Origin of the sequence: Rhizobium leguminosarum bv. viciae (assembly GCF_012276115.1) — a bacterium.
GTDB classification, from domain to species: Bacteria; Pseudomonadota; Alphaproteobacteria; order Rhizobiales; family Rhizobiaceae; genus Rhizobium; species Rhizobium leguminosarum_T.
Map to the genome: position 1 here is coordinate 179,554 of NZ_WIEU01000009.1, position 12,117 is coordinate 191,670.

Below are 12,117 nucleotides of genomic sequence, written 5' to 3' on the forward strand. Positions count from 1 at the left end.
CCAGATCGCTTGACAGGGACGGCAATCGCGAACATTCAAGGAACATCTAATTTTTCCCCCGTGATTCTGCGGGAGCCCGACCGGACGGCTGGATGTATCTCGAAAAGCTCAATCCGCAGCAGCGCATGGCCGTCGAGCACGGCACGCTCATCGACGGCAGCCATATTGCCGGGCCGCTGCTGGTCATTGCCGGCGCCGGCTCCGGCAAGACGAATACCTTGGCGCATCGCGTCGCCCATCTGATCGTCAAGGGCGCCGATCCCCGCCGCATCCTTTTGATGACCTTCTCGCGCCGGGCGGCCGCCGAGATGGCGCGGCGCGTCGAGCGCATCTGCCGCGATGTGCTTGGTACGAATGCCGGCGTGATGGCGGACGCGCTTTCCTGGTCCGGTACCTTCCACGGCATCGGCGCGCGGCTGCTGCGCGATTATGCGGAGCAGATCGGCCTCGATCCGGATTTCACCATCCACGACCGCGAAGACAGCGCCGATCTGATGAACCTGATCCGGCACGACCTCGGCTTCTCGAAGACGGAAAGCCGCTTTCCCACAAAGGGCACCTGCCTTGCCATCTATTCCAGGGCAGTGAATTCGGAAACCGCGCTCGACCTCGTGCTGCGCGACGCCTTTCCCTGGTGCGCGGGGTGGGAGAAACAGCTGCGCGAACTTTTCGCCTGTTATGTCGAGGCCAAGCAGAGCCAGAACGTGCTCGATTACGACGATCTGCTGCTCTACTGGGCGCAGATGGTCGGCGAAGCGATGATTGCCGAGGATATCGGCAGCCGCTTCGACCACGTGCTGGTCGACGAATATCAGGACACCAACCGGCTGCAGGCCTCGATCCTGCTGGCGCTGAAGCCCGAAGGCCAGGGACTGACCGTCGTCGGCGACGATGCGCAATCGATCTACTCCTTCCGTGCGGCGACAATACGCAATATTCTCGATTTTCCCGCCGCCTTCAGCCCGGCCGCCAATATCGTCACGCTCGACCGCAACTACCGCTCGACGCAGCCGATCCTCGCCGCCGCCAACGCCGTCATCGATCTCGCCTCGGAGCGCTTCACCAAGAACCTCTGGACCGAGCGGCAATCGTCCGAGCGGCCGCGCCTGGTCACCGTGCGCGACGAGGCCGAGCAGGCGCGGTATATCACCGACATGGTGCTCGACAACCGCGAGGAAGGTGTGACACTCAAGCAGCAGGCCGTGCTCTTCCGCACCTCGCATCACAGCGGGCCGCTGGAGGTCGAATTGACCCGGCGCAACATTCCTTTCGTCAAGTTCGGCGGGCTGAAGTTCCTCGACAGCGCGCATGTGAAGGACATGCTGGCCGCCCTTCGCTTCGCGCAGAACCCGCGCGACCGGGTGGCGGGCTTCCGGCTGATGCAGATCCTACCGGGCGTCGGGCCGTCGACGGCGCAAAAGGCGCTCGACCTGATGGCCGAAGACGCCAGCCCGATCTCTGCTCTCGCCGCCATGCCGCCGCCGCCGCGCTCCGGCGAGGACTGGACTGATTTCGTTGCCATGCTGCAGGAGATGAAGTCCGGCAAGGCAGGCTGGCCGGCGGAAATCGGCCTGGCGCGGCAATGGTACGCGCCGCATCTGGAACGGCTGCATGAGGACGCGACGACGCGGCAGGCCGACCTGCTGCAGCTCGAGCAGATCGCTAGCGGTTATGCCTCGCGCGAGCGTTTTCTGACCGAACTCACCCTCGATCCGCCGGATGCGACCAGCGACCAGGCGGGCGTGCCGCTTCTCGACGAGGACTATCTCATCCTTTCCACAATCCATTCCGCCAAGGGCCAGGAATGGACGAAGGTGTTCATGCTGAACGTCGTCGATGGCTGCATTCCGAACGATCTCGCCGTCGGCACCACCGCCGAAATCGAGGAGGAACGCCGGCTGCTCTATGTCGCGATGACGCGCGCCAGGGATGGTCTCGACCTCGTCGTGCCGCAGCGCTTCTTCACCTATGGGCAGAACTCGCAGGGCGACCGGCACGTCTATGCCTCGCGCAGCCGCTTCATTCCCGCAACCCTGCTGCAGTTTTTCGAGGCCTGCAGCTGGCCGCAGGGGAAATCGGAGGCCGCTCAAGCCCAAGCGCGGCAGGTGCGCATCGATGTCGGCGCCCGCATGCGCGGCATGTGGCGATAACCGGATAGAGTTCAGAGTGAAAGCGGCGGTTCGGCCGGTTTCAGGAAAAACTCGACCCTTGCGGGCTCCACGGCCTCGACTGACGCCGGCGACCATTTCGGATTGCGGTCCTTGTCGATGACGGCGGCGCGGATGCCCTCGAAGAAATCGGGATTATCCAGCATCTGCAGACAGGCGCCGAGCTCACGGCCGAGGCATTCGGCAAGCGAGGCGCTGCGGCGGCCGGCTCGCAGCAGCCGCAAAGCAAGCTTCAGGCTGGTCGGCGAACGCGTCAGCAGCACCCGGCGCGTCTCGGCAGCGAATTCGCCTTCCTCCTCGGCGAGTGCTGCCAGGATCTCCTCGACGGTATCGAAACGAAATGCGCGATCGATCGTCGCCGCGTTCTGCTTGAGCCGGCTTTCTCCCTGAGGCTCGGAAAGTTCCTGCAGCACGGCATCGACATCGCCGGATGAGCTGGCGCGCGGCAGGTCGGAGAGAGCGTCGATCGCTTCATCCAGCCTCGACGAGGCGATCTGAAGGTCGGCAAGGCGGGCGTGGATAGCGTCGGCCGCACCAATATCGAGCCCCGTCAGGCCGAGCCATGTTCCGGTTTCGCCCGATGCACGCGGCAGCAGCCAGGTGGCGCCGACATCCGGGACATAGCCGATGCCGGTTTCGGGCATGGCCAGCCGGGTGCGCTCGGTGACGATGCGGTGGCGGCCGTGCGACGACAGGCCGACGCCGCCGCCCATGGTGATGCCGTCCATCAGCGCGACATAGGGTTTGGGATAGGCGGCAATCATATGGTTGAGGCGGAACTCCTCGCGCCAGAAGCTTGCCGCGAGGCCATCGCCGGCGCGGGCGCTCTCATGCAGAGCGCGGATATCGCCGCCGGCGCAGAAGCCGCGTTCGCCCTCTCCCGTCGCCACGACGCTCGCCACCTCGGGATCACCGGCAAAGTCGTGAAGGGCCGCAGTGATCGCCCGGATCATCGGCAGGGTCAGGCTGTTCAGCGCCCGCGGCCGGTTGAGGCGGATGATAGCAACTGTCCCCAGCCGTTCAATGATGACTTCGTCTTGCCGTTCGCGGTCCTGCATGGTTCACCTCATCTATAGCAACCATGAATAGACGACGATGACGCATCGCTCCAGTCGATTTAAGGTCGGTTCAGGCAGACAGCGAATTACGGGAGGAGGCTGCGGCCTCGCACCTTGTGGCGTAATCGATGGCAAGTTCCAGTGGCAGCGGCCGCGAGAAATGATAGCCCTGTGCCAGACGAACGCCCATCGCCTTCAATCCCTCGGCGATCTCTTCGCTTTCGACGCCTTCGGCGACGGAGGCGATGCCGAGATTCTGGCAGAGATTGGCGACCGAGCGGGTGATGTTCATGCAACGGGCGTCACGATCGAAATTCATCACGAAGGACTTGTCGATCTTCAGCTTGTCGAAGCCGAGACGATGAATATGGCTGAGGCTAGAATAGCCGGTGCCGAAATCGTCGAGCGCGATCGAGATGCCAGCGGCGCGCAGCATAGTGATCACCTGGTCGGCGGTGTCGAAATCGGAAAGCAGCGCGGTCTCGGTAATTTCGAATTCGATGCGCTTCGGATCGATGCCGGAGCGGGTGATCATGGCAAGCAGCGCCATCGAGGTCTCGTGGTCGCAGATATCGCGCGCCGAGAGATTGAAGGACAGGCACAGATGCCGTGGAATGATCGCCAGCGCTTCGAGCGCCTTGGCGAAAAGGATGCGCGTCATGCGGCCGATGACGGCCGTGCGCTCGGCCGCCGGGATGAAGGCGTCTGGACTGATGCGGCCGAAGCGGGCGCTGTCCCAGCGGGCGAGCGCCTCGTAGGCGACGACGCGGCCGCTCTTCAATTCGACGATCGGCTGATACTCGAGTTTCAATTCCTTGGCGAAATCATTCGCCTGCAGCTCGAGTTCGATCAGGTAGCGCTGCGTCAGGATCTTCTCGTGCTCGGCCGAAAAGAATTCGACGCCGCTGCTGCGCTTGCTCTTGACCTGGTAGAGCGCGAAATCCGCCTTCTCGTAGAGATCCTCGGCGGTGTATGTGCCGATATCGGGATAGACGATGCCGCAGGAGCCGAAAACCCGGACCGAGCCGTCGGGAATTTCGAAAGGGTCGCGGACGGCCGCACAGAGCGCCAGGCCGAGATCGGCGATCGCCTTGCGCGTCATCGAACAGGGGAAAATGATCCCGAACTCATCGCCGCCGAGACGGGAGACGATGCCCTCTTCGCCGACCAGCGCGACGAAGCGGCGGGCCGTCTCCTTGAGCACGAGATCGCCGGCGGCATGGCCGAAGACGTCGTTGACCGGCTTGAAGCCGTCGAGATCGAGAATGCCGAGGACGGGTGGCGAGGACGGATTCTTCTGCAGCCGTTTTTCCAGCGAGAGAAAGAAGCTGCGGCGATTGGCAAGGCCGGTCAGCTGGTCATGCAGCGCATTGCGGCTGTTGACGAGGTTCAGCTCCTCGGCTTCCGCCTGCTTCTGCTTCAGCTCCTCGGTCAATTGCATGAGACCGACGAAATTCTGGAAATAGCTGTTGATCACCCAGAGGAAGGGCAGGATCAGGAAGAGGCCGCTGATGGCGGTCGCCACGAAAACGGGATTGCCCGAGAACAAGAAGGTCGCGACCATGGCCGAGAAGGTGATGACCGTGGTCAGCGCTGCTGCCATCGGCAGGTGCATCAGGCAAAAGATGCAGGAAATACCCGTCACCACGAGGAAATAGGCGATCTGACCCTGCTGGGAAGCATCGCCATATTGGTAAAGCGCGATCGCCCAACCGCCGAAAGCGACGGCCAGGATGCCGGCGCCTGATATCGTCATCTTCATCAGCCTGTAGGCCCGCTCGGCGGTGACGTTTTCCTTGCCCCGGATCTCCCACCAGCAGAGACGGAAGACACAGACGACGCTCAAGGCCACGGGAATGTAGAGCGAGAGCCAAAGAGGGGCGGATTTGAGGTGGGTGATCGCCACCGCAAGGGCGTTGATGACCAGCAGGACATAGAGAATGGGGATCTGCGACGACAGGGCCCGGAACTGTGCCGTCAGAAGCGTCGGATTGTCTTTTTGCAGCTGCAATGAGGCCAGAAAGCTCTTCATCGTCTCTTTTCCGTTGGCCCGAGCCATCCAGAGAAAGCTTGATTTTTCCTTATTCACGTAACGGCATGCGGCCCCCGCATGCGCGGGGATGGCAAACGGGTTCCCGCATCAGAAGGACGCTGCGGCGAGTGCCCGGTGGATGCTGTGCAGGTCGTCGACGTTCCTGTTCGACAGGAACAGTTCCCAATCGAGCGAGCTCTGGACGATGGTTTCCAGAGAATCGTATCTGGGCTTCCAGTCGAGCACCTGCCTTGCGAGCGAAGCGTCTGCGACGACGCTTGCCGAGTCGCCGGCGCGGCGCGGCGCCATGTGGATCTTGAAGGAATGTCCGTGCAGGCGGGTGACCATGTTCAGTACGTCGAGCACGGAATAGCCGCTGCCGTATCCGCAATTGGCAACGAGCGAACCCTTGCTCCTGCGCAGATGCTGCAGCGCCTTCAGATGTGCATCGACGAGATCGCTGACATGGATGTAGTCGCGCACACCGGTGCCGTCATGGGTGGGGTAGTCGATGCCGTAGACATTGACGCTGTCGCGCCTGCCGAGCGCTGCCTCGCAGGCGACCTTGATGAGGTGCGTGGCGCCTGAGGTCGACTGGCCGGCGCGGCGGTGCGGGTCGGCGCCGGCGACGTTGAAATAGCGAAGCGCGACATAGTTGAAATCATAGGCGGCGGCGGCATCGCGCAGCATGAATTCGGTCATCAGCTTCGACTGGCCGTAAGGATTTTCCGGATTGAGAGGGGCCGTCTCCTTCACCGGCAGGTCCGTCTGCTGCTGGCCGTAGACGGCTGCCGTCGAAGAGAAGACGAAGTTGCGGATACCGGCCTTGACAGAAGCGCTCAGCAGCGCCCGGGTCTTGCCGGAATTGTTGTCGTAATAGGAGAGCGGATCGGCGACCGAGACCGGGACGACGGCGGAGCCGGCGAAGTGGATGATCGCCTCAATGTCGTTTTCGATGAAGACCTTTTTCAATATGTCGGGATCGGCAACGTCGCCGAGATAGAAACGCGCCGCCGGCGCCACCGCCCAGCGAAAGCCTGTGGAGAGGCGGTCGAGCACGACCACATCCTCGCCCGCATCAAGCAGCGCCCAAACCATGTGACTGCCGATATATCCGGCTCCGCCCGTCACCAAAACCGCCATGTCCCGCATCCCCGCTTTCGTTTTATAAGCAGGGGCATCAGGCGCCGGTTTTTCTTTCCAATTTTCTTATCGAACGGCCGTTGGAAGGCCTTTGAACGGGTATGTTTGGGGTCGTGGTTAGAGGCCGATTTCGGGCTTTGCTAGAGTTTTATCGATCCGGCGATTCCGGCACAAAATCGATGCCTCGGTCGCCGCGACGCGTCTTGCGGTCAGTGCTTCTCAAAGCTTGAGGATATAGTCGCAGAGGCGCTCGGCGGCGATCGCCACCTGCGTGGGGTCGCGCAGGAAACAGGCGCGCAGGAAGAGTTCCCCGCCTGGTCCGAAGGCTGTTCCGGGTGCAAGGCCGACGCCTGTCTTGTCGACGATGTCGAGCGCTGCCTTGCGGCTGTCGGCGACGCCGTCGATCTTCAGGAAGGCATAGATCGCGCCGTCCGGCTTCAGCGTCTCGACGCGGTTGGTGGCAATTAGCGCATCGCAGAGAATATCGCGGGAGCGGGCCGCCTTGGCGATATTGGCAGCGACGAAATCGTCGCCTTGATCAAGGGCTGCGACGGCGCCCTTCTGCATGAACTGCGCCACACCCGATGTCGAATACTGGATGAGGTTTTCGAGCACCTGGCCCATTTCAGGCGGTGCTACGATCCAACCGACGCGCCAGCCGGTCATCGACCAGTTCTTCGAGAAGGAATTGACGAAGATGATCTTGTCGCCCTCGTCCATCACATCGAGGAAAGAGGGCGCGCGGCCGCCGGCAAAATAATAGCGGGCGTAGATTTCATCTGCCAGTATCCAGAGGTCGTGCTTGCGGGCAAGCGCCAGGATATCGCCAAGATCCTGTTTCGTTGCCGTCCAGCCCGTCGGGTTCGACGGCGTGTTGATGAAGATGCCCTTGGTCTTCGGCGTGATCGCGGTTTCGATGCGGTTCAGATCGACCGCCCATTTGCCGCCTTCAAACTGCAGCTCGACACTGAGCGAGCGCGCACCTGCTATCTCGAGAGCGGCGGCGATATTCGGCCAGGAGGGCGAGAGGTAAACCAGTTCGTCGCCCGGCGAGGTCAGCGCCTGCACGGCGATCTGGATCGCCTGCATGCCGGAGCCGGTGACGTAGAAATGCTCGACCGGAAGCCGGATTCCGAAGTGTCTGTCGTAATAATCGGACAGCGCCTGGCGAAGCTCCGGAATGCCGCGCTGCCAGGTGTAGAAGGTCTCGCCGGCGGCAAGCGCATCCATTGCCGCCCTGCTGATGAAATCAGGCGTCGGCAGATCGCCCTCACCCACCCAGAGCGGCAGCAGGCCTTCGCGGCCACGGGCATAGTTGACGAGTTCGACGATCCCGCTTTCGGGCGCCGCCAGGGCGCGCGGGCTGAGGCTGCTGACAATCGACATGCATATCTCCGGTTTCCGTCTTCATAGCGGATTTGCGCCGGCAAATCCCATGACATCCAGTGATGGCATATCGATTTTGGTGATGAATGAACCCGGCCGCAGCGGACCGGCTCCAGTCCGGATCAAGCCGTCGGGCGCGTGGCGAGAAGATCGCGGATTTCCGTCAGCAGCTGAACGTCTGCCGGCGGCGGGGGTAGCTCTTCCGGTGCCGCCTTTTCCTGGCGCTCGACCTGTGCACGCAGGGTGTTCACGCCCTTGACCATCAGAAAAATGATCCAGGCGAGAATGAGGAAGTTGATGAGCACGGTGAGGAAGCTGCCATAGGCAAAGACCGCTCCCTGCTCGCGGGCGGCGGCGAGCGACTGCGCGTTGACGGCCGACGACAGTGGGAGGAAGTAATTCGAAAAATCGAAGCCGCCGAAAATGGCGCCGACGATCGGCATGATGAGGTCATCCACTAAAGACTTGACGATGCCACCGAAGGCGCCGCCGATGATGACGCCGACTGCAAGATCCATGACATTGCCGCGGGCGATAAAGGCCTTGAACTCATTGAGCATCGGATCCGTCTCCCTTCGATCCATTTCAAAGATATGCAATGGAATTTATTAGCTACATCTTCATTGCAATTAATCAATCGGCAATCGCAATTATCAGCACTACCTCTCCCGCGGTCTTTGACTTAAGGCCTAGACGGCCAGGAATTTTCAAAGCGTCTGAAATGACTTAAGCTGCCCACGTTGCGGGAGGTCCCGGCGGGTTTTCCGCCGGCGGAGGGTCAATGCTTCCAGGCTGGGTCATATTCGCGTCTGCCTTCGGCTATCTGCTCCTGCTTTTCGCCGTGGCAAGCTATGGCGACCGCAAGAACCGCGGCCAGGGCACGCCGCAGGGCGGCCAGGGCACGCGGCAAGGCGGCCCGGGCACGCTGAGCGGATGGCCGGTGGTCTATGCGCTGAGCCTTGCGATCTACTGCACCTCCTGGACCTATTTCGGCAGCGTCGGGCTTGCGGCGCAACGGGGCCTGGAATTTGCCGGCATCTATATCGGCCCGATCCTCGTCTTTACCCTCGGCATGCCGCTGCTTCGCCGCATCATCGAGCTCGCCAAGGCAGAGAAGCTCACCTCGGTTGCCGATTTCGTCGCCGCGCGCTACGGCAAGAACCCGACGGTCGCCACGATCGTCGCACTGATCTCGCTGATCGGCGCCATTCCTTATATCGCGCTGCAGCTCAAGGCGATCTCGAGCACCGTCAGCGCCATGGTCAATCCGTCCGATTACGGCATAGGCAGCGGCAATCTCTATTTCCTCGACCTGCCGCTCGCCGCGACGCTGGTGCTTGCCTGTTTCGCCATCATGTTCGGCACGCGGCATACGGATGCGACGGAACATCAGGATGGCCTCATCCTCGCCGTCTCGATGGAATCCGTGGTCAAGCTCGTCGCCTTTCTGACGGCCGGTGTCTGCGTCGTCTGGTTTCTGTTCGACGGTCCGACTGATCTCTGGCGCAAGACCGTCGACAACGAGCTGGTCATGTCGGCGCTCAACTACCATACGCCGATCAGCCGCTGGATCACCCTGATCATCTTGTCGGCCTTTGCGATCATCCTGCTGCCGCGGCAATTCCATGTGACGGTTGTCGAAAACCGGACCCCGAAACAGCTGAAACTCGCGGGTTTCCTGTTTCCCGCCTATCTCATATCAATCAATCTCTTCGTGCTGCCGGTGGCAATCGGCGGGCTGCTGACCTTCGGCGGCACGGGCAATGCCGATTTCTACATGCTGTCGCTGCCGCTTGCCGGCCAGATGCCCGTCATTTCGCTGATCATCTTCATCGGCGGTTTCTCCGCCGCGACGGCGATGGTCATCGTCGATTCCGTCGCACTGTCGATCATGGTGTCGAACGACATCATCATGCCGATCTTCCTCAGGCGCAAACTCGCCGGCCGCGCCGGCCAGCGCGACAATTTCGCCAAGACGCTTCTGAACATCCGCCGCAGCGCCATCTTCGCCGTGCTGCTGTTCGGTTATGCCTATTACCGCTCGACCGACAGCACCGCCGGCCTTGCCTCGATCGGCCTTCTTTCCTTTGCCGCGATCGCACAAATCGCCCCAGCGCTGTTCGGCGGGCTGATCTGGCGGCGGGCGAATGCGCGCGGCGCGATCCTCGGGCTTACTTCCGGCTTCGTCATCTGGATCTACCTGCTGTTCCTGCCCTCGCTCGGCGGCCCCGATTATTCCTATGTGGCGAGCGCCGTGCTCGGCTTCATCTTTCCCGGGACCATGCTGTTCACCGCGCCCGATGCCGATCCGCTGGTCAATGCGACGGCGATGAGCCTGCTCGTCAACAGCGCCTTCTTCGTCGTCGGCTCGCTCACCCGCAACGCCAAGCCGCTGGAGCGCATCCAGGCCGGCATCTTCGTCAAGCGGCATTCGCGCTCGCAATTTGCGACACGCGGCTGGAAGACCCGCATCAGCGTCGGCGATCTCAAGGCGGCGATCTCGCGCTATCTCGGCGAAGAGCGTATGGAGCGCTCGTTGACGACTTACGAACAAAGCTCCGGCCGCAAGCTGGAAGACGAGCAGCCGGCCGACATGGCGCTCATCCATTTCAGCGAACAGCTGCTCGGCAGCGCCATCGGCTCGTCCTCGGCCCGGCTGGTGCTGTCATTGATCCTGCAGAAGATCGAGGATGCCTCTTCCGACACCGCCTGGCTGCTCGACCAGGCGAGCGAGGCGCTGCAATATAACCAGGATATGCTGCAGACGGCGCTTTCGCAGATGGACCAGGGCATTGCCGTCTTCGACAGTTCCAACCGGCTGACGATCTGGAACCGGCGTTTCCGGCAATTGCTGGACCTGCCCGAAAGTGCCGGCCAGGTCGGTTTTCCCTTGTCCGAAATCGTCACCACGCTCAGCCAGCGCGGCGACATCGCGCCCGGCGATCTCAGCCAGACGGTGCGGCATTTCCTGACGCTCGACAAACCTTTTTCGCTGGTGCTCGGCGGCGGCGAGCGGATCATCGAGGTGCGCTCCAATGCCATGCCCGACAAGGGCATCGTCGCCACCTTCACCGACATCACCCAGCGCGTCAGTGCCGACAAAGCGCTGAAACAGGCGAATGAGACGCTGGAGCAGCGCGTCGCCGAACGCACGGCCGAGCTTACCCGCGTCAACCGCGAACTCGGCGAGGCGCGCGCCGCCGCCGACGAGGCGAACATCGGCAAGACACGCTTTTTCGCCGCCGCCGGCCACGATATTCTGCAGCCGCTCAACGCCGCCCGGCTCTATTCCTCGGCCTTGGTCGAGCGCATGGCGCAATCCGACAACAGCCCGATCGTGCGCAACATCGATTCCGCGCTGGAATCGGTCGAAACCATTCTCGGCGCGGTGCTCGATATCTCCAGGCTCGATACCGGCGCCATGCGGCCGCGGCTCGCCTCCGTCGCGCTCTCCGACCTGCTGGAGCGTATCCAGACCGACTTTGCGCCGATCGCCCGCGAAAAGCAGCTGAAGCTGGTGATCATGCCGACGTCGCTGCGCGTCCGCTCCGATCCCAACCTGCTTCGCCGGCTGGTGCAGAACCTGGTTTCCAACGCCATCAAATACACGATCACCGGCAAGGTGCTGGTCGGGGCGCGGCGGCGCGGCAACCAGGTGATCATCCAGGTGATCGATTCCGGCATCGGCATCCCGCCGTCGAAATTCCGCACCGTGTTCAAGGAATTCGCGCGGCTGGACGAAGGCGCGAAAACCGCCTCCGGCCTCGGGCTCGGCCTGTCGATCGTCGACCGCATCGCCCGGGTGCTCAACCATCCGGTCGAGTTGCAGTCGACACATGGCAAGGGCACGGAATTCCGCATCACCATGCCGCTCGACGTCTCGCGCCCGGCCGCGGCCGCAGCAGCGGTTGCGCCCGCAGACCGTCCCGGCCAGCCGCTGAGCGGGTTGAAGATCCTCTGCATCGACAACGAGCCGAAGATCCTCGAAGGCATGCGGCTCTTGATCAACGGCTGGGGCTGCGAGGCGGAGTCGCTCAATTGCCTCGCCGAGGTCACAGCCATCGATGGCCAGGAGGGACCGCCTGACATCGTCATCGCCGACTATCATCTCGGCGACGGCACCGGCATCGCCGCGATCCTGCATCTGCGCCGGCAGTTCGGCGCCGATATCCCCGCTTTGCTGATCACTGCCGACCGCACGCCGGAGGTGCGCAGCGAGGCCGAGCGACACGGCATCGCCGTTCAGCACAAGCCGGTGCGGCCGGCAGCATTGCGCGCCTATATCACCCAGATTTCCGGCATCAAGCGTGCCGCAGCGGAGTAAGAGATA

Annotated in this window: 7 protein-coding genes; 2 read left to right on the plus strand and 5 right to left on the minus strand. The window is 62.5% G+C overall.

What is annotated here, in order from left to right:
* Positions 1-92 precede the first annotated feature (92 nt).
* Complete coding sequence (locus tag GFM02_RS17990; RefSeq protein WP_168322333.1) at positions 93-2,150, plus strand: ATP-dependent helicase; 2,058 nt, start codon at positions 93-95, stop codon at positions 2,148-2,150.
* A gap of 11 nt (positions 2,151-2,161) precedes the next feature.
* Here the strand turns inward: GFM02_RS17990 and GFM02_RS17995 are convergent, their stop codons facing one another.
* The 5 genes from GFM02_RS17995 to mscL form a co-directional block, all read right to left on the minus strand.
* On the minus strand, positions 2,162-3,226 hold the full coding sequence (locus tag GFM02_RS17995; RefSeq protein WP_168322334.1) for an enoyl-CoA hydratase/isomerase family protein: 1,065 nt from the start codon (positions 3,224-3,226) through the stop codon (positions 2,162-2,164).
* A gap of 70 nt (positions 3,227-3,296) precedes the next feature.
* The gene (locus GFM02_RS18000) at positions 3,297-5,258 is read right to left on the minus strand and encodes a putative bifunctional diguanylate cyclase/phosphodiesterase (protein WP_168322335.1); all 1,962 of its coding nucleotides are present in this window, start codon (positions 5,256-5,258) and stop codon (positions 3,297-3,299) included.
* Between the two features lie 108 nt (positions 5,259-5,366).
* On the minus strand, positions 5,367-6,401 hold the full coding sequence (galE, locus tag GFM02_RS18005; RefSeq protein ID WP_168322336.1) for a UDP-glucose 4-epimerase GalE: 1,035 nt from the start codon (positions 6,399-6,401) through the stop codon (positions 5,367-5,369).
* A gap of 219 nt (positions 6,402-6,620) precedes the next feature.
* The gene (locus tag GFM02_RS18010; RefSeq protein WP_168322337.1) at positions 6,621-7,787 is read right to left on the minus strand and encodes a pyridoxal phosphate-dependent aminotransferase; all 1,167 of its coding nucleotides are present in this window, start codon (positions 7,785-7,787) and stop codon (positions 6,621-6,623) included.
* A gap of 122 nt (positions 7,788-7,909) precedes the next feature.
* Positions 7,910-8,347 (minus strand): large conductance mechanosensitive channel protein MscL, encoded by a 438-nt coding sequence (mscL, locus tag GFM02_RS18015; protein WP_003545282.1) that lies wholly within the window; start codon positions 8,345-8,347, stop codon positions 7,910-7,912.
* A 221-nt stretch (positions 8,348-8,568) separates the two neighbouring features.
* On the opposite strand from mscL, the gene GFM02_RS18020 reads away from it, so the two are divergent.
* Positions 8,569-12,111 carry a hybrid sensor histidine kinase/response regulator gene (locus GFM02_RS18020; RefSeq protein WP_168322338.1) on the plus strand — a complete coding sequence of 1,181 codons (3,543 nt, stop codon included), beginning with the start codon at positions 8,569-8,571 and terminating at the stop codon, positions 12,109-12,111.
* Positions 12,112-12,117: the final 6 nt, after the last annotated feature.

Bases quoted from the DNA above. Each gene is read 5' to 3' on its own strand.
- GFM02_RS17990 (WP_168322333.1), top strand. From the start codon at position 93: ATGTATCTCGAAAAGCTCAATCCGCAGCAGCGCATGGCCGTCGAGCAC.
- GFM02_RS17995 (WP_168322334.1), bottom strand. From the start codon at position 3,226: ATGCAGGACCGCGAACGGCAAGACGAAGTCATCATTGAACGGCTGGGG.
- GFM02_RS18000 (WP_168322335.1), bottom strand. From the start codon at position 5,258: ATGAAGAGCTTTCTGGCCTCATTGCAGCTGCAAAAAGACAATCCGACG.
- galE (WP_168322336.1), bottom strand. From the start codon at position 6,401: ATGGCGGTTTTGGTGACGGGCGGAGCCGGATATATCGGCAGTCACATG.
- GFM02_RS18010 (WP_168322337.1), bottom strand. From the start codon at position 7,787: ATGTCGATTGTCAGCAGCCTCAGCCCGCGCGCCCTGGCGGCGCCCGAA.
- mscL (WP_003545282.1), bottom strand. From the start codon at position 8,347: ATGCTCAATGAGTTCAAGGCCTTTATCGCCCGCGGCAATGTCATGGAT.
- GFM02_RS18020 (WP_168322338.1), top strand. From the start codon at position 8,569: ATGCTTCCAGGCTGGGTCATATTCGCGTCTGCCTTCGGCTATCTGCTC.